Source organism: Flavobacterium sp. AC274 (genome assembly GCF_979258275.1).
In genome coordinates, this window is record NZ_OZ409852.1 from 4,715,473 (window position 1) to 4,738,855 (window position 23,383).

Below are 23,383 nucleotides of genomic sequence, written 5' to 3' on the forward strand. Positions count from 1 at the left end.
TGCATAGATTATGAGTACAAATTCACTTTCAAAAGAAGCCGAAAAAAGGCTAACCAATTTTTTTAATGACACCATAGATCCCGAAGAAATGTCCAGAGCAATAAGGAAACTAAATTATATCATTGCCTTAGGAATTCTGCGCCAAGACTCAACTCTTAAAAACGAACTAATTAACTTAGAAGACAGCTTTTTTTGGCTGAATAAATTAGCAGAAATTTTAAATACTTATTTGAATTTGGAATAAGGTTTTTGCTGTGACTTTAATAATGAAAAATCTCGATTGTAAAAAGTCGAGGTTTTTGTTTAATTTCTTTACTGGCATAAAAACAGGTAGATATACTTGGTTACTTTAGGTATTAAATTACTAATTTGCTTCTTGATATTTCTTATTACAGAAATAATGGAAAAAGTTAAAACTATTTTTATATCAACTTTAAATAGCTCTTATTTACGGCACAAAATCTAATAAAGTAATTGAAAAAAATTACTTATAAAGAAATTAGTATAGTATTTTTTTAAATAAAATTTACAAAAGATATATCATGGGGACATTAGAAATCACGGGGATTTTAGAAAAATTAGATATTGTTGAAATTTTAAAAATAGGCTCAATTGGTTTAGGTTTTCTTTTGGCTTTTATGTCATATCAATTAATTAAGAGAGAGCAAGAAAAAGAAAAACCAAATGCTTTATTTTTAAAAAGTGCACAAGTATTTATGTTCTTTTCAATTGTTATAATGGCATTGGGTATATTGTCTGAATTTATAAAAACTAAAACAAGCTTAAGTATTAAACTTGGAGGCAATGAGATAAATATTAATGAGTTGTCATATAGTTCATTATCATCATTAAACACAAATGAATACTTCATCAATTCCGAGTTTGGATTTGCATTTAAAAAACCAAATAAAAATTGGACAAATATTAAATCTGAAAAAGGTATTGACGGATTATTAAAAATTATCAATATCAATAGTAAATTAATGACTAAAGAAAATATTGAAACAGGATTAAAACAAAATAGGATTGGTTCATTAATACTTAATGCCACATATTACTATTTTGAAAACACTGAATCAAAAACTATAGTCTCTGTTACTGATAAAACCGGGAATGACATCATAGATGATTTTATTAAGAAAGAGAGTAAAATACTTTTGGATACATCTGACTATGGATATGATACAACCGATATTGAAGAAAAAAAGGAATACTTTGAAGAACTATTAGATTACAGAAAACAATTATTGGGATTTGATTCCTTAGAAGCAAAAGAAGCGTTTCTACTTTCCGTAATACCGAAGGACTCATTAGCACCACCTCTAAAACTTCCTAGTTTTTACACATCTTATTCAATGGTTCTTGGGTTAAATATTGACAAGTTGGTTGCAAATGAGAAGCAAATTTTAGCAGGTACCGAAATAACCTTAAATAATGTCAAGTTCAACAAACAAATCTCAAAATTTCAAAATAAAAAATGGATCATGGTTACAGAAAATGAGAAGTATTTTTTTATTATTGAAATATCATATTCACCACAAATCAGTTCGAGTACCGACTTATGGGATAATCTCCAAGATACTTTAAATTCTTTTACTCTTTTAACCAATAAATAAGATCTTTTATACCACTACTTGATCTCTAAAGTCTCTCTACTTGTACAGCGCATAACTTTTAATAAAATTTTTGGTTTCTAAAGACTTCCAAGAGTGGTTTAAATCCACGTTATTACTTATTCTAATTTCTTAAAAACCCGTATAAGTACGCATTGCTTTATACTTATTTAATATTATACTTGTTTAAAACAAATTTTAGTGAGATTATGGATTTCCGTAAAATCATTGATTATCAAACATCAAACTTTGTTTTAAACAAGTATAATATTAATTAAACAAGCTAGTAAGGATGACTAATTTTTTTGATTCAGAAGCCAAGTATGAAATAAAGATTTTTCAGATTGATAAAGCATTTTATGAATTTCGAAATTTTACAACTACTGTTGAAATAATTCAACACATTGTTGATAAACACAGAAATAAAATAGGTGATATTGCTTCTGATGGAATCCCAGTTCCAATAAAATCAATCGATTCTGTAACTTATTATACTTATATTTATAATGAAGATGAAAAAGAATCTCATTGGGCTTCATTTTTACCTACTGGAATAACAGCTAATGAGACTTTTACGGTGCAACAGTTGTCTTTAGCGCTTTTTGCAGAAATTGACAATCAAATTTTTGCTTTTGCTGGCGGAAGTGGAATTCAAGTAATTTCACGATATCTTAATTATCGCTATGGTTTGGAATTTTATGAATATTTAGCCGATCTACAAGAAGACGTAATAAATTTTATAACAACTAGAGGTATTTCAGGAAAGTTGAGCCAGCAAAGTGAAACTTTTAGAGATGGGCAAAAGCTTGCAGACAGTCTTAATTTTACAAATATTCCAAGCAAAATTAATTTAATACTACGTGAAGATCTTATCAATACTGTATTCGATTTTATTCCTTTTACATCTGATAAAATTTATCTCGAAATTTCCTCATATTTCTGTATTAAAGCTAGGGTCAACTTTCAAGAAATACATAATATATTTAAAATGATGTCCGAAGTTTTGTCCACAGGAGTTACTACCTCTTTAACATCATTTGTCCTTGTTAAGGATAGGAACATTATTGATTATGATTATAGACTTGAATTATATTATCGTATTAGGCTCGATATGTTTGATCGCCTCATTCCATCCAGTGCAGCAAGACCTTCCAAACTTGATATAGATTTTGTTCATCCGTCAAAGTTGCAAGAATTTTATGAATGTGATAGATATGAGATTTTTTCAAGGGGAACACAGATACCTTTTTACACAGGGAATGATAGGACTAAACTCTATTTAGAGGGCTTGAAATTTCTCTATAAAGATTTTAATCCACTAACTTTTAATTATATTCTTTCAGGTATTAGAGTATATGGTTTTAAAGGAACTATTCAAAAAACACATGCAATGTTTACTCAACATATTACTTGCGAATTAAATGTTAATGGACAACCAATATTTTTAATTGATAGTAATTATTACAAAGTTAAAAACGATTTTATACATTCTATCAACACTAGGTGTCAAGAGATGATTACTAAAAATTATTTAAGGGATAATATTTTGACTATTGGTTGGCAAAATGGCATTACCGAAGGTAACTATAATATGACTTATTTAGGTATTACCGGTTTTAGAGTTTTTGACAAAGTAATTAGTCAAAATATTGAATTATGTGATTTACTTTATGAAGATCAAGACTCTATGTATTTCATACATGTTAAAAATGGCTTTGACGGAAAATTAAGAGATCTTTCAAATCAAATTGTTCTGTCTTCTACCAGATTTTCTAATGATAAAAATTCAGGAACATACGAATTTTTAGATGGTATAATAAATAGTTACAACTCTCAACCAATCAATACTGGAAATTTAATTGTAAGAAACAATTTCATTCATTCAATATTGAATAAAGAGATATTTTTTGTAATGGCATTTAAGTCAACTTTACCCTTAAATACTGACATAAGAAACAATGTAAATATCTTACGTTCAAACATTGCCAAATACGCAGTAATACAATGTGTTAGAGATATGAATACTAATATGTATCCATTAAAAATATTCGATCTGGCATCTGTAATTTAGTTTAATTCCAAATGATCAAAAAATAGATACTCATCGCTACTGGCGAATGCTTCTCGCTCATGAACCTTTCAATTTTTAAGTGAACAGATTATGCCCCAGCTGGCGCGAGCGTCTCGCTCGTGAACGCAATCTAAATCAAGAATAGATTAATCCCTCTTATCTATTTATTAGATTATTGTTAGCTTTTATTTTTTTATTTGTATTGTGGAATTCTTTGTGTTCACGAGCGAGACGCTCGCGCCAGCAGATTTCGAAAATCAGGACAATTGAAAAGACCTCGGAAATATCACAAGTAATTACTTATTCATAGTTCTTTATAGTAGAAAGTAATTCTTTCTTGAATTTATAAATTTCATCAAGACTTTGCAAAGGTTGCTTTTCACCATTATCTTTCCCATTGTGAAATAACTCTACATATTTATTAGCAGAATTAAAATGTAGTCTACATAGTGGTTTTCTGTTGTTATCATCTAATAAAATTCCAAAGTAAGATTGTGTGTCTCTAAAAAATATTCTATTAGCAGGAATTGATTCTCTTAAAATCGCTTTAATAATTTGTGAACCTTCTATTTCTTCTTCGGTTGTAATAAATCTTGGTGTTTCAATTTCTTCATCTACAGAAGATAATTTTTGATTTTCTTTTGATGGAATAGTTTCACCAATATTTAATGCATTTTTAAGCCGGAAATTTATTGATTCATTTATAGAGTTAGAAAAAGCTTTCTTTGTATATTCTTTAAAAGCTACTAACCTTGATGCAGTTAATGGTTTATTGAAGAATTTGCTTACTAACATTTTTACAATTTCATCAGACGGATTTTGTAATTCTTTTTCAAATTCATTTCTTATTGCTTTTATATATTTTAATGCTTCTGCCGAGTCTAAAATATTTTCTAAATTATAACTGCTTTTGGTAAAATTTTCAAGAATTTTTAAGCTGGAATCAGAAATATTTGCCAAGTCTAATGTAAAAAATGGCTTTTCATCCATTATGTTTGGTTTTTCTAAATCAGTATAAAAATTATAAGTATGGCCATTCGTTAAAACTCCAAAACGGGATTTTGAAACATGATAATACCTATGAAGTTGTGAATTATGTGCATCAACATTTTCTTTCCAATGTTTACATTCAATAATTAAAATGGGTTCACCATCTTTCTTAATTACATAATCTATTTTCTCGCCCTTTTTTGTACCAATGTCACATATAAATTCTGGAATTACTTCTGTAGGATTAAAAATATCAAATCCCAAAATTTGAATAAATGGCATTACAAATGCATTTTTAGTAGCTTCTTCGGTATTAATTTGATCTTTTAATGAATCAACTCTTTTGTGTAATTGTTCAAGTTTTAGTTTTAAATCTGCTTCCATATTTTTAGTGTATATTGGTGTTTCTATTGCTATTTAAATGATTATCTGGGTTTAGTCAATTCTCTGCACAGTAGCAAAAATGATTCTCCAGGGGCGTGAGCATCTCGCTCATAAACGCAATTTTCAAATGTAGAATGTTGATTTACATTTTTTTTACGGAAAACCATATTTGTAGAGATAAATCATATTCTTCAAATGTATCAATTGACAATTCTAAACAACCAAGTACAAATACCTGATTTTGTCCACAAAAAAAGCCCAACCAAAGTTGAGCTTTCCTAATATATAATTAAATAATCTTATTTCTTCTCCTTCAACAACTTCTCTAATTTCTCTTTCGTTTCCGGAATTGCTTTTAGGGTTAAAGCTTTTTTAAAAGTTTCAATCGCTTTTGCTTTATCGCCTTTTTCAAGATATAAATCACCAAGAGAATCATAACAATTGGCACTTTCAGGATAGTTTGTGGTATTGAGTTTAAATAAGGTTTCGGCTTTTGCCAATTGTTTCGCGCCCATCATTTGGTAACCCAAATTGTTAATCTGGCTTTCTCCGGGTTTTACGATATAACCCATGTTTTCAGAAACATTTTTGTAATGTGCAACTAATAAAGAATCTAATTTAAAATCAGGATTTTTTAATTCGCTGTCGTAAATTTTAAGTTTGTAGAATTCAAAAATAAATCGAAGCGCGTCATATTCTCCAATCAAACGTACCGAAGGATGGTTGTCATCTTCATAGAATTTGTATTTGTAACGCAATTGGTTCTTTTTGTTTTTAGACAACTCTTTTATAAATGCTAAATTACTGCGAATAAGTCCCGTAATTCCGCTTGTGTCTTTTTGAACGCTTACCGTATCTACGCCTCTTTCTAAACGGTTTGCCATTGCCATATACAATGTTTTTCCTTTATAATTTTGAGTTGGCAAAATCGTTTTGGCTTCTTTCACTACTTTTTGATTGTCCCACCACAACGAAGCATCAAGAGAAACATACGAATTAAACAAACCCGGATTATGCAAAAAAGTATTCATAACCGTCAAACCTCCAAGCGAATGACCAATAAAAGTTTTATACGACGTTGTTGGATAATTGGCATCGATATACGGAATCAATTCTTTCTCGACATACGACATAAATTTCTCGCCGCCGCCCACAATATCTGGCAATTCTTTATCTGTACCGGTTGTTAAATCAACCAATCGGTTTTGATGCAAAATTCCAACTACAATCATTGGCGGGCAAAGGTTCGATTCTGCCATGTGTTCTGTAATACTCACAACGGTGTTAAAATTTTCGCTTCCGTCTAACAAATAAATGACAGGATAATTACCTCTGTCTTTAATTTTATTTCCTCCGTTACTATTCGGAATATGGATCCAGACTTTGCGCTGCTGCCCTAATATTTTTGAAGAGATGGTTTCTTCAAATCCTGTTGTAAAAGGACTGTTTTCCTGCGCCTTTATGCAAAAAGACAGCATAAATAAGGCAACAGAATAAAAAAATGTTTTCATAGTTTTTTACGATTAAATGTTTGATTGATGATTTGAATTCAACAAAACAATTCTGATGAATTTCCGGGCAAACTTAACCAATTAATTATAAAACTTTTTCTGCATTTTTAGCCTTTTTAGAATTGAGTTACTTTTTCCGAATTAGTGAATTTTAGAAATAAAAAATTCCTTTTTCACTATATTTATATGCAAATAAATCTGATTTTAGCGTTATCAAATAAAACTGCTTTTCTAAAACTTCATTTTAATGAATAAAAATATAAGTTGGCTGCACGAAATCGCTCAAAAAGAGACCCGAAAAATAATAGGTTTAATGTCCGGAACTTCGCTCGACGGACTTGATATTGCGCTTTGTGCCATTTCTGGTGCGGGCGAAAATACGGTTGTAAAAATTCTTGAATTCGAAACCATCAGTTATTCTGAAGAGATTAAAACCGAAATCCGTAAAGTGTTTGCACAGAAAACGATCGATTTTCAGCATTTGGCTTTATTAAACGAATGGATCGGGATTTTGCATGCCGGTTTGGTCAACAATTGTCTCGAAAAATGGAACATTCCCGCACACGAAGTCGATTTAATTGCCTCGCACGGACAAACGGTTTTGCACGCTCCAAAGTTTTTGCATCAGCAGGAAAAATTCCCAAATGCGACTTTACAAATTGGCGACGGCGATCATATTGCGGTAAAAACCGGAATTATCACTTTGTCTGATTTCAGGCAAAAACACGTTGCTGCGGGTGGCGAAGGCGCGCCTTTGGCTGTTTATGGCGATTATTTATTGTTTAGCAAAAAAGGCGAAAACCGTATTATGCTCAACATGGGCGGTATTGCGAATTTTACGTATTTACCTGCTTCCCAAAACGCTGAGGAAGTTTTCGTAACTGATACCGGAACCGCAAATACGTTAATAGACATTTTTACGAAACATTATTTCCCTGAAAAAAGTTACGATAAAGATGCTGAAATTGCCCAAACCGGAACGGTAAATCAAATGCTTTTAACGGAATTAAAAAGCAATGCTTTCTTCACGAAAAGCTTCCCAAAAACAATTGGTCAGGAATTATTCAATAAAGGTTTTGTCGAAAATGCATTGGTAAAAACAAGTCTTCAAAATATTTCGGCACCAGATTTGCTTGCCACTTTAACGAGGCTTAGCGCAGAAACAATTGCCGAAGCGATTCAGTTTGCAGCAAAAAACACCTCGTATGAACTTGAAAATTTCAACGTTTATATGTCGGGCGGCGGTGCAAATAATCCGTTATTGGTAAAATGGCTGAAGGAATTATTGCCTTGCGAATTTTATAAAAGCGATGATTTAGGGATTTTAAGCGATGCTAAAGAAGCAGTTTTATTTGCGCTTTTAGCTAATGAAACGGTTGCAGGCGGTGATTTTAATTTCGGAACAAAAAAAGGAATTCCTTCCGTTACGATGGGCAAAATTTCTTTTCCAGATTAAAATGATTTTGCCGCGAAGGCACAAAGGCACAAAGTTTTTTTTGCCACAAATTGCACAAATTTTCGTGAATTATTTTTTTCACGCAGATTCTACAGATTTAGGCAGATCTAATTTTAGATTTTTATAAATTAATCTGTGTACATCTGCTTAAATCTTTTTAAATCTGCGTGAAATATTATAATCCGTGGCTTAAAATTTTCTCACGCAGATTGGTCAGATTTAGCAGATTTTTTTATAAAAAACTTTGTGCCTTTGTGCCTTCGTGGCAAAAAAAACAACACACAATACATTATTAATATTTACCGTAAATTTATTCAAAAACAAACACATGAAAATCAAACAATTAGCATACAAATTATAATTTCTTAATTATTTATTATAGTCCGCTAAAAAAACTATTTTTGATTTCTGTTTAAAAAAGATTGAAATGCATAAAAATCAGCACCTAATATACTCTCTCCTATTTTTATTAACCCTTGGATGGAATGCCTTTTCGCAGGAAAAAGTGACGCATCCCAAAAATGAATTTAGAGGTGTCTGGATTGCAACGGTTGTCAACATCGACTGGCCAAAAACCGCCGTTGACAACGTAGAAAAAGAAAAAGCTGATTTTATCGAGATTTTAGATGCTTATAAAAAACTAAATTACAACGCCGTAATTGTTCAGATTCGTAGTGTTGGTGATGCTTTTTATCCTTCGGAACTGGCGCCCTGGTCACGTTTTTTAACGGGGAAAGAAGGTCAGGCTCCGGCTCCGTATTATGATGCTTTGGCCTGGATGATTGAGCAGGCGCATTCGAGAGGTTTTGAATTTCATGCGTGGATGAATCCGTATCGTGCGACTTTCGATTTAAACAAAGGTCTTTTGAGTCCAACGCACGACATTTTCAAACATCCGGAATGGATGATCGAATATGGTGGGAAATTATACTACGATCCCGCTTTGCCTGAAGTTCAGACGCATTTAACGAAAGTGGTAAAAGAAGTTGTGGATAAATACGATATCGATGCGATTCATTTTGATGATTATTTTTACCCTTACACCGTTCCCGGAAAAGTTTTTAACGACACGGCTTCTTTCAAAAAATACGGTTCAGGTTTATCCCTTGCCGATTGGCGTCGTGCGAATGTGAGCAATTTTGTGCATACGATTTCTACAACAATAAAAGCAAGTAAACCGTGGGTTCAGTTCGGAATTAGTCCGTTTGGGGTTTGGCGAAACAAATCGATGGATCCAAAAGGTTCTGAGACACAATCGACTTCCAATTACGACGATTTATATGCCGATCCTGTTTTATGGATGGACCAAAAATGGATCGATTACATTATGCCGCAATTGTATTGGAGCATGAATAATCCACGTGCTTCTTACTCAAAACTGGTAAAATGGTGGTCTGAAAATTCGAATAATACGGCTCTTTATATTGGTCATGCTTCATACAAAATTCGAGGCGATGGCGATAAAAGCTGGAATTATGTAAGTGAAATTCCAACGCAGATTGATTACGCCAGAAGTTTCAAAAAAGTGGGCGGAAGCGCTTATTTTAGTTCAAAATGGTTCATGACCAAAAACTTCGATATCGTTCGTCTTTTAGAAGAAAATCAATATAAATATCCTGCGCTTCCGCCTGCAGTTCCTAATTTAAAGCGTATTGTAATTGATATTCCAACGGTAAATGAATTTTCAAAAGACAGTCTTAAATATTATTTCAACATCAAATCGCCGTTAAATACCAAAGTTCGTTATATCGTTGTTTACGGTGCAGATCATATTTCGAGAATCAATACTAACGATGCAACGCAGATAATAGACAAGATTATGGTGCATGAAATCGACGGTACGATCTCATTTTCTATTCCTGCAGAAAAAATGAATCAGTATAAAGCTTGCGCTGTAACTTTTATTGATTATTTTGCGAACGAAAGTACCCCAACTACTATCGACACAAAAAAGACATTTAAAATCTATACACCTGCACAACCGAATGAAAACAGATAAATCTCCGTGGTTTTGGATTCCGCTTTTAAATTTTGCGTCTGGATTGCCTTACGCCGTCATCATTTCCGTTTCGGTTATCATGTACAAAAATCTCGGAATTTCTAATGAAGACATTGGGGTTTATACCAGTTTATTATATCTGCCGTGGGTTATAAAACCACTTTGGAGTCCGTTTATTGAATTGAACGGAACTAAAAGAAAATGGTTTTTATCGATGCAATTGCTTATTTCGATTGCGTTTTTACTGGTCGGTTTTACGGTACCATCCAATGGATTTTTCATCATGACATTGGCGATATTTTGGGTCGCCGCTTTTGCTTCTGCCTCTAATGATATTGCCAGCGACGGCTTCTATTTATTGGTTTTACCCAAAGAACAGCAATCTTTTTTCCTCGGAATCAGAAGTACTTTTTACCGACTTTCACTTTTAGCCGGAAACGGATTAATCGTTTTATTTGCCGGATATTTAGAACATAAATACGGAGATAATACAAAAGCATGGTCGTACACGATGATTGCGGTTGGTTTATTAATGACTGTAATAACGGTTTATAATTTTGTTTTTACACCAAGAAATGAAATCAATTCGGTTGAAAACAAAGAAGTTCACCACCAAAACTTTGCCACTATCTTTGTAAGTTTCTTTAAGAAAAAACAAATCGGATTGGTATTGGCTTTTATTTTGTTGTTTCGTTTAGGAGAATCGCAATTGCTTAAAATGCTAAGTCCATTTTTATTAGATGCAAAAAATATTGGCGGAATGGCTTTAGACACTGAAGCTGTTGGAATAATTTACGGAACTTTTGGTGTTGGCGCTTTAACTCTGGGCGGAATTCTGGGCGGAATTGCTATTTCGAAACAAGGACTTACCAAATGGATGTTTCCTATGTTTTTAGCGATGCACCTTCCAATTATCGGATTTATTTTGCTGGCATTTTTTCACCCTTCTTCTATTTATTATATTTACGCCGTTGTTATTTTAGAGCAATTTGGTTACGGTTTTGGTTTTACAGGTTTTATGATGTTTTTAATACATGTTGCCGAAGGAGAATCAAAAACAGCACATTATGCTCTTGCAACCGGATTTATGGCTTTAGGAATGATGATACCGGGAATGTTAAGCGGTTATATACAACAATATTTAGGCTATCAGCACTTTTTTATCTGGGTTCTGCTGGCGACAATTCCGGGATTGATTTTGTCCCGTTTTTTAATTTTCCCAAAAGATTTTGGGAAAAAATCAGAAGAAGTTTAACCCCAAATCAAACTCTTACTTATGGAAATCAATGAAAATTTGCAAAACGAACGCAACCTAAAAGGCGCTGAGTTCGAAAAGGAAGGAAATTTTGAAAAAGCAATTGAAGTATATGAAGAAAATGTCGCGGAAAGCTTTAAAGGAAATCATCCTTACGATAGATTGGCTACGATCTACAAAAACCAAAACGATATCGACAACGAAATTCGGGTTTTAGAAAAAGCAATTGTTGTTTTTGAAGAAATCACGCTTGAAGATCGTTTGGAAGGTTTACCAAAACTTTTCCGTTTTAAAAACCGATTGGAAAAAGCCTTACACACTAAAGCACAGCTTGCTAAATTGGCTAAACAAAAGAAAAGTAAGCTTTAATATCAATAATTTTACAGTAGTTTTATCATGATTACTTTGAAAAGAACCAATTCTGACGATCTTGATTTTGTAAATCTTGTTGCTTTATTAGACAAAGATTTAGCCATTAGAGACGGAGAAGATCACAGTTTTTATAATCAGTTTAATAAAATTGATAAAATAAAACATGTGGTTGTTTTTTATGAAAATGACATTGCCGTAGGTTGTGGCGCTTTTAGAGAAAAAGAAAGCAATTCGGTGGAAATAAAACGCATGTACGTGCATCCGGATCATCGAAAAAAAGGAATTGCCTCTCAGGTTTTAACCGAATTAGAACGCTGGGCTGCAGAAATTAAATATCCTTACACAGTTTTAGAAACCGGAAAAAAACAACCCGAAGCGATTGCTTTATACCAAAAATCAGGTTACAGTATAATTCCGAATTATCCTCCTTATGAAAAAATGGAGAATAGCGTTTGCATGAAAAAGACTTTATAATAATGAAAATGACAGCCGAAGCATTAAAACAAAAAGTGGGACAATTCTTTTTTCCTGCTGTTTTTATAAACGATACCGAAGAAAATATTCAGGAAACCGAACGTTTGATTAAAGAACACAACATTGGCGGATTGACTTTTTTCACAGTCGGGCGAGTGCTGCAACGAATTATGAAAGCAAGAAAAAAGTTGTTTTTAATGACGATAGTTATCAAAAAATAAAAGACTTGATTGTTCGTTACCAAAAAGCGGCTTCTATCCCACTTTTAATTAGTATTGATGCCGAATGGGGTTTGGCGATGCGTATCGAAAAAACTCCGCAATATCCGTACGCGATTACGCTTGGCGCTTTACCGGAAAACAAAGCTAATTTGGTTTACGAAGTTGGAAAACAAATTGGTCAGGACTTAAAAGCCGCCGGAATTCATTACAATTTATCGCCTTTGGCAGACATCAACAATAACCCAAATAATCCGGTTATTGGGTATCGTTCTTTTGGTGAAAACAAAAAGAAAGTCGCTGATTTTGCTGTCGAATATTTAAAAGGAATGTCGGAAGTTGGCATTTTAGGCTGTCTGAAACACTTTCCCGGACACGGAAACACCAATGTCGATTCGCATTTGGGATTGCCGGTTTTAAATGAAACGCTTGAAGAATTATTAGAAAACGAATTATATCCTTTCATTAAAGGAATCGAAAATAATGTCGACTCGATTATGATTGGGCATTTGGCGGTTCCGAGTTTGAATGACGGAAAAAACACATCGGCAACTTTATCAAAACCTATTATCGAAACGCTCTTACGTGAGAAATTGGGTTACGATGGTTTGGTAATTTCTGATGCACTAAACATGCACAGCGTTTCTAAATTGTATGAAACAAAAGGCGAATTGGAATGGGAAGCTTTCAACGCCGGAAATGATATTTTATGCTTCGCCGAAAATGTTCCCGAAGGAATTGAAACCATTCTTAAAAATGCTTCGCCGGATAGAATCGAAGAAAGTTTCAACAGAATTAGGAATGCGAAAGAAAAAGTGGGTCTTTTAAATGATTCTTTTGCTGCAACAGGCGAGTTAAATTTCGAAAAAGCCTCTCAATTAAATCTTGAAATTGCCGAAAATTGCATTACAAAAGTTATTGATCATTCTATTTCTGAACTAATTTTTGGATCTCAAAAAAACAATCAATTAGCCAAATTGAGTTTATATAAAAATGTTGAGAATACTTTTTTCAAAACCTTAAATTCAAAATTACCTTCACCAGAATTTGCTTTTGAAAATCTGGAAATTTCAGATATTTCATCCATCAAAAAAGGATTGGAAAATTTCGAAACTATTCTTATTTCCTTATTTGTTCCGAAGGCAAAACCTTTGAATAATTTTGAAGTCAATAATGAAATCTTCGTTTTACTTTCAGAATTGCTTCAAACCAAAAAATGTGTTGTTTATGTTTTTGGGAATCCTTATGTTTTACCTTTAATTCCGAATCTTTCTAAGGCTTCTGGGTTAATTGAAGCGTATCAGGATTTTGACGAATTTCAAAAAATTGCAGGAATTTATCTTCTTGAAAATAAAAATCATTCAGGAAGTTTACCCGTAAATATTGACATCCAATAACTTACAAATTATTCAATCATCACCATAACTAAAATTTATTACTTAATAAATATTAATAATTACATCTTATTGCAAATACCTTTACTTATACCCTACTTTTGCACCAAATAAATATTTAACATTAAAACGAAAAATATGTCTTTAGTAGGAAAAAAATTCCCAAGTATTGCAGTAGATGCTATCTCAGAAATGGGTGATAATTTAAAAATCAACATTTTTGAAGAAGCAGTAAACAACAACAAAAAAGTATTATTGTTTTGGTACCCAAAAGATTTCACTTTTGTATGTCCAACTGAATTACACGCCTTTCAAGCTGCATTACCAGAATTTGAAAAAAGAAATACTATCGTAATCGGAGCTTCTTGCGACACAAACGAAGTACACTTTGCGTGGTTAAACACTCCAAAAAACAACGGTGGAATCGAAGGTGTTACTTACCCAATCCTTGCTGATACAAACCGTAACTTATCTAACATTTTAGGAATTTTAGATATTGAAACTACAGAATACAGCGAAGAAACTGATTCAGTTATCATCGAAGGTTCAAACGTAACTTACAGAGCTACTTATTTAATTGACGAAACTGGAAAAATCTTCCACGAAAGTGTTAACGATATGCCATTAGGACGTAATGTAAACGAATACTTAAGAATGGTTGATGCTTACACTCACATCCAGGAAAAAGGAGAAGTTTGTCCTGCAAACTGGGAAGCTGGTAAAGAAGCTATGTCTGCTGACAGAATCAGTACTGCTGAATACTTAAGCGCAAACTAAGAAAATAAAATTCCAAATTTTTTAAATTCCAAATTCCAATTGGGATTTGGAGTTTAAAAACTGGAAAATTCAATTCAAAAATCAATAACATTTCAGGTATAACATTTCTAAGTTCAATCGCAAGAGTTGGAATTTGGAATTTATAAACTTGGAATTTCATTAAAAAAATAACATTTCAATATTTATTTTTTTAGTTTCAATCCTAAGAGTTGGAATTTGGAATTTAAAAAATTTGGAATTTAAATCAAAAGGTATGTTAATCGACTTAAACGAAGATACGTTAGCAGATTTAGTTGCTAAAAACGAAAAAGTAGTAGTACAATATTCAGCTTCATGGTGTGGAAATTGCCGTATTATGAAACCAAAATTCAAAAAATTAGCAACAGAAAATGAAGCTATCACTTTTGTTTTGGTTGATGCAGAAAATTCTCCGGAATCAAGAAAATTAGCCAATGTGAGCAACTTGCCAACATTTGCCACTTTCGTAAACGGGCAATTGGTTGGAGAAACTCAAACCAACAAACAAGAAGTTTTAATCGACTTGGTAAACGCTATTGTTTAATTGGTTATTTGTTTATTCGTTTAATCGATTAAACAAAAAAACGATTTAACGCTTAAACAAAAAATTATGAAATTACCTGTAATAAAGCAATTAACCCAATTTATCGAAGAAAACGATCAGGATTATATCATCGAAACTATTGAAGTTCTTGAAGCTATGACTGAGATTCCGTCTTTAAAAGATGAAGAATTGGATGTAATTGGCGAATTGATTTCAAATATGTACGGTGCACTTGAAGTACACAAAATGGTATCTCAGGGTACTGACAAAAAAGAAGCTTTAAATGCGTTCATGAAACGTGTTTTAGGTTCGATCGATAAATAAATCGACCTCTTTCCTGAAAAATAAAAAAACATGACTAAAGAAGCGTTTTCTGAACAAGAGAGCGCTTTTTTTATACCTATTATTTGGGCGAGACAACATTAGAAAAAGGAGCTAATTTAGCATGGCTTTATTCTCCCCTTTCCCTAATGCTGTCGGGCTATCCGCTCCGCCGCGGCGGATTGCTCCTATCCCTCTCGCGGGCAAAACGATGTGCAGAATCTTTGTCAAAGTTTAAAACTTTGACAAAGATAAACGTAAGCAAAGTCATTGCGAGGAAGACGTATTCGTAGGGGCGAAAGTAACCGCACTAATAATAAGACAAAGTGTGATTTAGCAAGTGAGATTGCTTCGTTCCTCGCAAAGACAAAAAAATCCGCGTTAATCTGTGTTTTCGCAAAGCGAATCAGCGTCATCCGCGTTCCATATCGACACAAAACCACAAAGACAAAATCAGAACATTCACAACATAAATTCACAAATTATTCGTTATCTTATAACTAGCTTAATTGTGATGACAACGCCTAACAAATACTTTTAGATTCAAATATTAATCCTTACTTTTGAACCTCATTAAAAAAAATCACCATGGCTTCAATAACATTAGGAGGAAATCCAGTTCATACATCAGGAGAATTACCAAAAGTAGGTTCACAACTTGCTGATTTCAAATTAGTACAAAATGATTTATCAGTAGCTTCATTAAGCAATTTTGCTGGTAAAAAATTAGTTTTAAATATTTTTCCAAGTATCGATACGGGAACTTGTGCGACTTCTGTTAGAAAATTTAACGAAAGTGCAAGCAATTTAGAAAACACTACTGTTTTGTGTATTTCGAGAGATTTACCATTTGCTCAAAAACGTTTTTGTGGTGCTGAAGGATTAGAGAATGTTGTAAACTTATCTGATTTTAAAGAAGGTTCTTTTGGTAAAACAAATGGTTTAGAAATCCTTGACGGACCTTTAGCCGGTTTACACTCAAGAGCAATCATTGTGGTTGATGCTGACGGAAAAGTTCTTCATACAGAACAAGTTGCTGAAATTGCAAACGAACCAAATTACGAAGCAGCTTTAGCAGCACTATAATATCCAGATAATGGCATTTGAAAAAGATAATACCTTTGTAACAGGTCGATTAAAAAGCATGACTTATGCTTTTAACGGAGCTGTTAAACTTATAAAAACAGAGCATAGCATCATGGTTCAATTCTCTTTGGGAATTATTATGACCATTGCGGGGTTCTATTTTAATATTTCACAAACTGAATGGCTTTTCCAGGTATTAGCCATCGGTTTAGTAATGAGCATTGAAGGATTGAATACGGCTGTAGAAAAAATTGCCGACTTTATTCATCCTGATTACAGCAAAAGAATCGGATTTATTAAAGATATTGCTGCAGGAGCGGTATTTTTTGCCGCAATGACAGCAATAGCAATAGGCTTGATTATTTATATACCCAAATTTATATAGGCAATACTAAACGCAAGAATGGCAAAAACAACCAAAAAAGATACTGTAAATAAAAAAACGAACCAAAAGCTGAGAGTTTAAAATCTTGGAGACCTAACAAACAACAACGTTTTGTTATGGGTTGTCTTTTGATATTATTTTCTATTGCATTATTAGTTGCATTTATTTCTTTTTATGTCAACGGACAATGGCAATTAGATCAAAGCGCTGTTAGCCAGCTTGATGATCGATCTGAAGTTGTACAAAACTGGCTAGGGAAATTTGGCGCTTATCTTGCCGATTTAATTGTATACAGAGGTTTTGGAATCGCATCTTTTATACTTGTGCGATTATTTTTCCTTACCGGAATGTTTCTGGCTTTGGAATTATCGCTTAGAAAGCTAAAAAATATCTGGTTTTGGGATTTATTTGCTATTATTATTGTATCCATATTATTTGGATTCTTTGCTACCTCTGCACCAGAATTGGGCGGAACAATTGGTTATGAATTAAACTTATTTTCACAGGATTACATCGGAAAAACAGGGACTTTATTGGCCTTGCTTTTCGGATTAATCGTGTATCTGATTTTCAAAATAAAATTATCTCCTGAGAAAATTCAATCGTATTTTGATTCAACTAAAAAAGAATTAAAAACAGAATTAAGCTCTCTGAATACACAGCCACAACCGGAAAGCGCCTATAATTTAGAAGAATTCGCTATTGAGGAAGAAGATCCTGAATTAGATAATATTCATTTAAAAACGGAAGATACTCAATTCGAAATCAACAAAGAAGCTTTAAAACCAACTATTACAAATTCATCAGAAATTGATTTAAATCCGGTTTTAAAACCAGTTCAGATGAATATAAATCCGGTAACGGAAACTCCTGTTCACAACGACGAATTGGTTATCGAAAAACCGGAAGAAGAAGATATTATCGAAGAAAATCTGGCTTCGCGTCTGGTTGCTGATTTTGGTTTATTTGACCCAACTTTGGATTTATCAAATTATAAATTTCCAACAATCGATTTATTAAAAGAATATTCGACAGGCGGAATCACAATTAATCAGGAAGAATTAGAAGAAAATAAAAACAAAATTGTAGACACACTTCGTAACTACAAAATTGAAATTGCACAGATTAAAGCAACCGTTGGTCCATCGGTAACTTTATACGAAATTGTACCGGAAGCGGGAATCAGGATTTCTAAAATTAAGAGTTTAGAAGATGATATTGCTTTGTCACTTTCGGCATTAGGAATTCGTATTATTGCGCCAATTCCCGGAAAAGGAACAATCGGTATCGAGGTTCCAAACAAGAATCCTACTATGGTTTCTATGAAAAGTGTTATTGGATCTGCAAAGTTTCAGGAAGCTGAAATGGAGTTGCCAATTGCTTTGGGAAAAACTATTTCAAACGAAACTTTTGTTGTCGATTTAGCCAAAATGCCTCACCTATTAATGGCAGGAGCTACCGGACAAGGAAAATCGGTTGGATTAAATGCAGTCTTAACTTCGCTTTTATATAAAAAACATCCGGCAGAAGTAAAATTCGTTTTGGTCGATCCGAAAAAAGTAGAACTTACGCTTTTCAATAAAATTGAAAGACATTATCTAGCCAAACTTCCTGATGCAGGAGATGCGATTATTACAGACAATGCAAAAGTAGTGAACACGTTAAATTCACTTTGCGTTGAAATGGACAATCGTTATTCATTGTTGAAAGATGCAATGGTGCGTAATATTAAAGAATACAACGAAAAATTCAAATCGAGAAAATTAAATCCCGAAGCTGGACATCGCTTTTTACCTTACATAGTTTTAGTTGTCGATGAGTTTGCCGATTTGATTATGACGGCAGGAAAAGAAGTCGAAATTCCGATTGCTCGTTTGGCTCAGTTAGCACGTGCTATTGGTATTCACTTAATTATCGCAACACAAAGACCTTCGGTAAACGTAATTACAGGTTTGATTAAAGCGAATTTCCCCGCGAGAATTGCTTTTAGAGTAACTTCAAAAATTGATTCAAGAACAATTTTGGATACTCAGGGAGCCGATCAGCTAATTGGCCGCGGAGATTTATTATATACAAATGGAAATGATGTAACCCGTGTTCAATGTGCTTTCATTGATACACCTGAGGTTGAAAAAATTACAGATTTTATTGGTTCACAAAAAGCATATGCCACAGCATATTTGCTTCCAGAGTTTGTTGGAGAAGAAAATGGCATTAATCTTGATATAGATATTTCCGAAAGAGATACTTTATTTAGAGAAGCCGCTGAAATTATTGTCAATGCACAACAAGGTTCAGCATCTTTATTGCAAAGAAAATTAAAATTAGGATACAACAGAGCAGGTCGTTTGATCGATCAACTGGAGGCAGCCGGTATTGTTGGTCCGTTTGAAGGCAGTAAAGCACGTAGTGTGAACATCTTAGATTTAAGTGCTCTTGATCAATTTTTTAACAATGAACAAAATTAATTCTATCATGAAAGCAAAAATTCAAGAAATCAACAACAATTCTATCAAAAACAGGACTAAAAAATGCTTACAAATAGCACTTTTATTTCTTTTGAGCTTTACCTCTATTCAGGCTCAGGATAAAAAAGCAAAGGATTTATTGAACCAGGTAACAGCCAAAATAAAAAGTTACGACAATATTGCTATTGACTTTAAATATTCTTTGAACAATGCTAAAGAAAATATCAATCAGGACAGCAAAGGAAATGTTGTAATGAAAGGCAATCAATATGTATTGAATTTCATGGGCGTTACTAAAATATTCGACGGGCAAAAAACATATACTATTGTTCCTGAAGATGAAGAAGTTACTATTTCAAAAGTAAACGAAAAAGACGATAATGCTATTACGCCTTCAAAAATGCTTACTTTCTTTAATTCCGGATACAAATACAATATGGATATTGTTCAAAATGTAAAAGGAAGAAAAATTCAATACATTAAATTAGCACCTACAAACACCAAAGATCAAAGAAAAGAGATTCTTTTAGGTATTGATGTACAAACAAAACACATCTACAATTTGATTGAAACAGGAAAAAATGGAACAAAAACCACTTTAACCGTTAATTCTTTTAAAACCAATCAGCCTTTATCAAAAAATCAATTTACCTTTGTAGCGAGCAAATATCCAAAATACTACATCAACAAATTAGATTAAACCAAGGTTGAAAATTTTAGACAAATACTTACTAAAAACATTTCTGATTACATTTACTACGGTATTTGTAATCCTTTTTTTATATTCATTCTTCAAACTGTATGGCTCTTTATCTCTGAATTGGCAGGTAAAGACCTTGATTTGATATTGGTTATAAAATTCCTTCTTTTCTCAATGCCTCGAATTATTCCGTTGGTTTTACCTTTATCGGTTTTACTGTCGTCGATTATGACTTTCGGAAATTTAGCCGAAAATTATGAGTTTGCAGCCATGAAATCTTCGGGAATATCATTGCAAAGAGCGATGCGGGTTTTAATCATTTTTATCTTCGTATTAAGTATTGTTGCGTTTTGGTTTGCCAATAATGTAATTCCGTATGCTGAATATAAATTTGTCAATTTCAGAAAAAACATCGCTCAAGCCAAGCCTGCTATGGCTATTGCCGAAGGTCAGTTTAACGATGTTGGAACATATAATATTAAGGTAAACAAAAAATCAGGCGAAAACGGAAACATTTTGACCGGGGTTACGATTCATGAAAAAGCAAATAGTTTTGGCGAAAACAAAACTGTTATAAAAGCTAAAGATGGTGAATTAATCAGTAATGAAAAATCGAGTATTTTAAAACTTGTTTTAAATGACGGTTATTATTATCAGGATGTAACTCCAAAAAAATACGAAGATCGTTCTAAACTTCCTTTTATAAAAAGTGATTTTAAAAAACAAATTATCAACATTGATTTATCCGAACTAAACAAAGTTGATGAAAACCAGGCAAGCGTAAACAGTACAAACGGAATGCTGAATGTAAATGAATTACGCTATACTTTAGACTCCTTAAATAAAAACCTGAATAACGAAATAGTTTCATTTTCAGAAAATATAAATCAGCGTGTTGGAATCAAAGCTTCTCCGAAAGTTTTAAAAACAGACAAAAAGAAAAAGGCATTACCAAATGATCTTTTATCTCTGTATACCAACAAACAAAAGTCTGATATTTTAAAAATGGCAAGCAGTACTGTTACAAGTAACATCTACTCTATTGAATCGACTCAAAAAGATTTAAAAGACAAACAAAGAGATATTAATAAACATTTAAGCGCATTATACGAGAAATTTGTAATTGCTTTTGCTTGCTTTTTAATGTTTTTTATCGGCGCTCCATTAGGCGCTATCATCCGTAAAGGTGGACTTGGTTTGCCAATTGTATTTGCGGTTTTGATTTTTATTACATTCCACTTTATTAATACTTTTGGAAAAAGACTTTCGCAGGAAGGCGGTATGACTCCTTTTATGGGCTCATGGATGTCTTCTTTTATACTACTGCCATTGGCGGTTTTATTAACATATCGTGCCACAAACGACAATGGATTAATTAATTTTGATGCCATTACAACTCCAATATCACAACTGTTTCAAAAAATTTCGGAGCGATTTTCCCCCGCTCAAAACAAACAATAATTATGTCAACAAAAATACAACTTAATACCATTGAAGAAGCTATAGAAGATATTCGTCAAGGTAAAGTAATCATTGTAGTCGATGATGAAGATCGTGAAAATGAAGGTGATTTTTTGGCTGCAGCCGAAAAAGTAACTCCGGAAATGATCAATTTCATGGCTACACACGGACGCGGATTAATTTGCGCTCCATTAACAGAAAGCCGTTGTAAAGAATTGGATTTAAGACCAATGGTTACCAATAATACAGATCATATGGAAACTGCTTTTACGGTTTCTGTAGATTTAAAAGGACATGGAGTAACAACAGGAATTTCAGCAGCAGACAGGGCAAAAACAGTATTGGCCCTGACAGATGCAAATGTAAAGCCACATGAATTGGCAAGACCTGGACATATTTTCCCTTTGGTAGCCAAACAAGGTGGTGTTTTAAGAAGAACCGGACATACGGAAGCGGCAATTGATTTTGCAAGATTGGCTGGTTTTAAATCAGCTGGTGTAATCTGTGAAATTTTAAATGAAGACGGAACTATGTCTCGTTTGCCGGAACTTGTGAAAGTGGCTAAAAAATTCAATTTGAAATTAGTTTCGATTGAAGATCTTGTGGCTTACAGAATGCAGCACGACAGTTTAATTGTTAAGAAAGAGGATTTTGATATTGAAACCCGTTTTGGAACTTTTAGATTAAGAGCTTACGAACAAACGACAAATAAACAAATTCATATTGCTTTAACGAAAGGAACATGGAATCTTGGAGAACCTATCTTAACAAGAATTCACTCTTCACAGGTAAATAATGATTTATTAGGTACTCTAACAAATAATGCAGAACAGCAATTAGACGATATGTTTAAGGTGATTAATGAAAACGGCAAAGGTGCCATTATTTTTATTAATCAGGATATGTCTGCTGTAAACTTGCTAAACAGAATTTCCGAACTGAAAGCTTTGCAGTCTAATGGCACATTGAAAGCACCAAAAATTGTAATTGACAGTAAAGATTACGGAATTGGAGCTCAAATTCTGCATGATATTGATATTTCAAAAATTAGACTGGTATCAAATACGGAACAAACTAAGCGTGTTGGAATGATTGGATACGGTCTTGAAATCACTGAATATGTAAGCTACTAATATGGGGACTTTAGAAGAACGAATTTCAAAAGCAGAGACTCACATATTTAAAGCAGTTTTTCCGAGTACTACAAATCATTATGATACATTATTTGGGGGAACTGCGCTTCATCTTATGGATGAAGTGGCTTTTATTTGTGCCACAAGATTCAGCAGAAAGAAAGTTGTGACGATTTCAACTGGTCAAATTGATTTTAAAAAAGCAATTCCGGCCGGAACTTTAATCGAATTAGTTGCAAAAGTTGATAGCGTAGGAAGAACCAGCTGTAAAATTCACGTTGATATTTTCATGGAACAGATGTATTCGGAGCTTCGTGAAACGGTAGTTTCAGGAACTTTTTCGTTTGTTGCAGTTGATGAAAACAAGAAACCAACACCAATTTTGGATTAATTACGTAATTTAACGTAAAAATGTTTTTAAAATAAATACTGATTATGAAGCACTTGAAAATTAATTTAAAATAATCAGTAAAAAAGCTTAAAAAAAGTTTTGAGAACCGAAAAAGGGTCTTATATTTGCACTCGCAATCAGCAAATGATCGCAACATATTGGAGAAATGGCAGAGCGGTCGAATGCGGCAGTCTTGAAAACTGTTGACTGTAACAGGTCCGGGGGTTCGAATCCCTCTTTCTCCGCGAAGGCCCGAAAACAAAGGAAAAATAAGATTTTCAAAGTTTTCAAAAAAGGCCGAAAAGAGCGGTAAACCCTGCAAATCCAACGATTTGCAGGGTTTTTTCTTTTATACCACTTTT

General features: G+C 33.1%; 21 protein-coding genes, 1 tRNA gene and 1 pseudogene. 21 read left to right on the forward strand and 2 right to left on the reverse strand.

All coding sequences use genetic code 11. The features are described from left to right. Positions 1 to 10 precede the first annotated feature (10 nt). The 3 genes from ACZZZT_RS21395 to ACZZZT_RS21405 all read left to right on the forward strand — a co-directional run bounded on the left by ACZZZT_RS21395 (position 11) and on the right by ACZZZT_RS21405 (position 3,684). Complete coding sequence (locus ACZZZT_RS21395; protein ID WP_463461854.1) at positions 11 to 244, forward strand: hypothetical protein; 234 nt, start codon at positions 11 to 13, stop codon at positions 242 to 244. A gap of 298 nt (positions 245 to 542) precedes the next feature. Beyond that, the gene (locus ACZZZT_RS21400; RefSeq protein WP_463461855.1) at positions 543 to 1,616 is read left to right on the forward strand and encodes a hypothetical protein; all 1,074 of its coding nucleotides are present in this window, start codon (positions 543 to 545) and stop codon (positions 1,614 to 1,616) included. Between the two features lie 289 nt (positions 1,617 to 1,905). Then, entirely contained in the window at positions 1,906 to 3,684 is a 1,779-nt protein-coding gene (locus ACZZZT_RS21405) for a DUF6119 family protein (protein WP_463461856.1), read from the forward strand. A gap of 300 nt (positions 3,685 to 3,984) precedes the next feature. Here the strand turns inward: ACZZZT_RS21405 and ACZZZT_RS21410 are convergent, their stop codons facing one another. Both ACZZZT_RS21410 and ACZZZT_RS21415 read right to left on the reverse strand, forming a co-directional pair. Beyond that, positions 3,985 to 5,058 (reverse strand): type I restriction endonuclease, encoded by a 1,074-nt coding sequence (locus ACZZZT_RS21410; protein WP_463461857.1) that lies wholly within the window; start codon positions 5,056 to 5,058, stop codon positions 3,985 to 3,987. Positions 5,059 to 5,357: 299 nt separating this feature from the next. After that, entirely contained in the window at positions 5,358 to 6,569 is a 1,212-nt protein-coding gene (locus ACZZZT_RS21415) for an alpha/beta hydrolase-fold protein (protein ID WP_463461858.1), read from the reverse strand. A gap of 247 nt (positions 6,570 to 6,816) precedes the next feature. Here ACZZZT_RS21415 and ACZZZT_RS21420 point away from each other — a divergent pair, with 247 nt between their 5' ends. The 18 genes and pseudogenes from ACZZZT_RS21420 (at position 6,817) to ACZZZT_RS21505 (ending at position 23,266) form a co-directional block, all read left to right on the forward strand. Further along, a complete protein-coding gene (locus ACZZZT_RS21420) occupies positions 6,817 to 8,025 on the forward strand; it encodes an anhydro-N-acetylmuramic acid kinase (protein WP_463461859.1) in 1,209 nt (402 codons plus the stop codon). A 427-nt stretch (positions 8,026 to 8,452) separates the two neighbouring features. Beyond that, a complete protein-coding gene (locus ACZZZT_RS21425; protein ID WP_463461860.1) occupies positions 8,453 to 10,024 on the forward strand; it encodes a glycoside hydrolase family 10 protein in 1,572 nt (523 codons plus the stop codon). Next, the gene (locus ACZZZT_RS21430) at positions 10,011 to 11,279 is read left to right on the forward strand and encodes an MFS transporter (protein ID WP_463461861.1); all 1,269 of its coding nucleotides are present in this window, start codon (positions 10,011 to 10,013) and stop codon (positions 11,277 to 11,279) included. The genes ACZZZT_RS21425 and ACZZZT_RS21430 overlap by 14 nt, the downstream gene beginning before the upstream one ends. A gap of 21 nt (positions 11,280 to 11,300) precedes the next feature. Then, positions 11,301 to 11,648: a tetratricopeptide repeat protein gene (locus tag ACZZZT_RS21435; protein WP_073392953.1), complete on the forward strand. Its 348-nt coding sequence runs from the start codon at positions 11,301 to 11,303 to the stop codon at positions 11,646 to 11,648. A gap of 27 nt (positions 11,649 to 11,675) precedes the next feature. Then, positions 11,676 to 12,125 carry a GNAT family N-acetyltransferase gene (locus ACZZZT_RS21440; protein WP_073392950.1) on the forward strand — a complete coding sequence of 150 codons (450 nt, stop codon included), beginning with the start codon at positions 11,676 to 11,678 and terminating at the stop codon, positions 12,123 to 12,125. Positions 12,126 to 12,127: 2 nt separating this feature from the next. Beyond that, positions 12,128 to 12,346: a hypothetical protein gene (locus ACZZZT_RS21445; protein ID WP_463461862.1), complete on the forward strand. Its 219-nt coding sequence runs from the start codon at positions 12,128 to 12,130 to the stop codon at positions 12,344 to 12,346. Between the two features lie 5 nt (positions 12,347 to 12,351). Next, on the forward strand, positions 12,352 to 13,740 hold the full coding sequence (locus ACZZZT_RS21450) for a glycoside hydrolase family 3 protein (protein ID WP_463461863.1): 1,389 nt from the start codon (positions 12,352 to 12,354) through the stop codon (positions 13,738 to 13,740). A gap of 135 nt (positions 13,741 to 13,875) precedes the next feature. After that, complete coding sequence (locus ACZZZT_RS21455) at positions 13,876 to 14,514, forward strand: peroxiredoxin (protein WP_007805603.1); 639 nt, start codon at positions 13,876 to 13,878, stop codon at positions 14,512 to 14,514. Between the two features lie 253 nt (positions 14,515 to 14,767). Continuing rightward, positions 14,768 to 15,076, forward strand: coding sequence for a thioredoxin family protein (locus tag ACZZZT_RS21460; protein WP_008462030.1), 309 nt, complete (start codon positions 14,768 to 14,770; stop codon positions 15,074 to 15,076). Between the two features lie 66 nt (positions 15,077 to 15,142). After that, on the forward strand, positions 15,143 to 15,400 hold the full coding sequence (locus ACZZZT_RS21465; protein ID WP_042566605.1) for a DUF6952 family protein: 258 nt from the start codon (positions 15,143 to 15,145) through the stop codon (positions 15,398 to 15,400). Between the two features lie 585 nt (positions 15,401 to 15,985). Continuing rightward, entirely contained in the window at positions 15,986 to 16,483 is a 498-nt protein-coding gene (gene tpx, locus ACZZZT_RS21470; RefSeq protein ID WP_042566606.1) for a thiol peroxidase, read from the forward strand. Positions 16,484 to 16,493: 10 nt separating this feature from the next. After that, the gene (locus ACZZZT_RS21475; protein ID WP_042566607.1) at positions 16,494 to 16,868 is read left to right on the forward strand and encodes a diacylglycerol kinase family protein; all 375 of its coding nucleotides are present in this window, start codon (positions 16,494 to 16,496) and stop codon (positions 16,866 to 16,868) included. 18 nt (positions 16,869 to 16,886) lie between these two features. Continuing rightward, positions 16,887 to 19,336: pseudogene (locus ACZZZT_RS21480) on the forward strand (DNA translocase FtsK). Positions 19,337 to 19,343: 7 nt separating this feature from the next. Continuing rightward, the gene (gene lolA1, locus ACZZZT_RS21485) at positions 19,344 to 20,036 is read left to right on the forward strand and encodes an outer membrane lipoprotein periplasmic chaperone LolA1 (protein WP_042566730.1); all 693 of its coding nucleotides are present in this window, start codon (positions 19,344 to 19,346) and stop codon (positions 20,034 to 20,036) included. Positions 20,037 to 20,156: 120 nt separating this feature from the next. Beyond that, on the forward strand, positions 20,157 to 21,497 hold the full coding sequence (locus ACZZZT_RS21490; RefSeq protein WP_463461864.1) for an LptF/LptG family permease: 1,341 nt from the start codon (positions 20,157 to 20,159) through the stop codon (positions 21,495 to 21,497). 2 nt (positions 21,498 to 21,499) lie between these two features. Further along, a complete protein-coding gene (gene ribB / locus ACZZZT_RS21495; protein ID WP_042566610.1) occupies positions 21,500 to 22,630 on the forward strand; it encodes a 3,4-dihydroxy-2-butanone-4-phosphate synthase in 1,131 nt (376 codons plus the stop codon). Position 22,631: 1 nt separating this feature from the next. Next, positions 22,632 to 23,021 (forward strand): acyl-CoA thioesterase, encoded by a 390-nt coding sequence (locus ACZZZT_RS21500; protein ID WP_042566611.1) that lies wholly within the window; start codon positions 22,632 to 22,634, stop codon positions 23,019 to 23,021. Positions 23,022 to 23,181: 160 nt separating this feature from the next. Continuing rightward, positions 23,182 to 23,266, forward strand: a tRNA-Ser gene (locus ACZZZT_RS21505). The last annotated feature ends 117 nt before the right edge of the window (positions 23,267 to 23,383 follow it).

What these genes read in the sequence shown, in the direction of transcription:
- ACZZZT_RS21395 (WP_463461854.1), top strand. Translation starts at nt 11, where the DNA reads ATGAGTACAAATTCACTTTCAAAAGAAGCCGAAAAAAGGCTAACCAAT.
- ACZZZT_RS21400 (WP_463461855.1), top strand. Translation starts at nt 543, where the DNA reads ATGGGGACATTAGAAATCACGGGGATTTTAGAAAAATTAGATATTGTT.
- ACZZZT_RS21405 (WP_463461856.1), top strand. Translation starts at nt 1,906, where the DNA reads ATGACTAATTTTTTTGATTCAGAAGCCAAGTATGAAATAAAGATTTTT.
- ACZZZT_RS21410 (WP_463461857.1), bottom strand. Translation starts at nt 5,058, where the DNA reads ATGGAAGCAGATTTAAAACTAAAACTTGAACAATTACACAAAAGAGTT.
- ACZZZT_RS21415 (WP_463461858.1), bottom strand. Translation starts at nt 6,569, where the DNA reads ATGAAAACATTTTTTTATTCTGTTGCCTTATTTATGCTGTCTTTTTGC.
- ACZZZT_RS21420 (WP_463461859.1), top strand. Translation starts at nt 6,817, where the DNA reads ATGAATAAAAATATAAGTTGGCTGCACGAAATCGCTCAAAAAGAGACC.
- ACZZZT_RS21425 (WP_463461860.1), top strand. Translation starts at nt 8,453, where the DNA reads ATGCATAAAAATCAGCACCTAATATACTCTCTCCTATTTTTATTAACC.
- ACZZZT_RS21430 (WP_463461861.1), top strand. Translation starts at nt 10,011, where the DNA reads ATGAAAACAGATAAATCTCCGTGGTTTTGGATTCCGCTTTTAAATTTT.
- ACZZZT_RS21435 (WP_073392953.1), top strand. Translation starts at nt 11,301, where the DNA reads ATGGAAATCAATGAAAATTTGCAAAACGAACGCAACCTAAAAGGCGCT.
- ACZZZT_RS21440 (WP_073392950.1), top strand. Translation starts at nt 11,676, where the DNA reads ATGATTACTTTGAAAAGAACCAATTCTGACGATCTTGATTTTGTAAAT.
- ACZZZT_RS21445 (WP_463461862.1), top strand. Translation starts at nt 12,128, where the DNA reads ATGAAAATGACAGCCGAAGCATTAAAACAAAAAGTGGGACAATTCTTT.
- ACZZZT_RS21455 (WP_007805603.1), top strand. Translation starts at nt 13,876, where the DNA reads ATGTCTTTAGTAGGAAAAAAATTCCCAAGTATTGCAGTAGATGCTATC.
- ACZZZT_RS21460 (WP_008462030.1), top strand. Translation starts at nt 14,768, where the DNA reads ATGTTAATCGACTTAAACGAAGATACGTTAGCAGATTTAGTTGCTAAA.
- ACZZZT_RS21465 (WP_042566605.1), top strand. Translation starts at nt 15,143, where the DNA reads ATGAAATTACCTGTAATAAAGCAATTAACCCAATTTATCGAAGAAAAC.
- tpx (WP_042566606.1), top strand. Translation starts at nt 15,986, where the DNA reads ATGGCTTCAATAACATTAGGAGGAAATCCAGTTCATACATCAGGAGAA.
- ACZZZT_RS21475 (WP_042566607.1), top strand. Translation starts at nt 16,494, where the DNA reads ATGGCATTTGAAAAAGATAATACCTTTGTAACAGGTCGATTAAAAAGC.
- lolA1 (WP_042566730.1), top strand. Translation starts at nt 19,344, where the DNA reads ATGAAAGCAAAAATTCAAGAAATCAACAACAATTCTATCAAAAACAGG.
- ribB (WP_042566610.1), top strand. Translation starts at nt 21,500, where the DNA reads ATGTCAACAAAAATACAACTTAATACCATTGAAGAAGCTATAGAAGAT.
- ACZZZT_RS21500 (WP_042566611.1), top strand. Translation starts at nt 22,632, where the DNA reads ATGGGGACTTTAGAAGAACGAATTTCAAAAGCAGAGACTCACATATTT.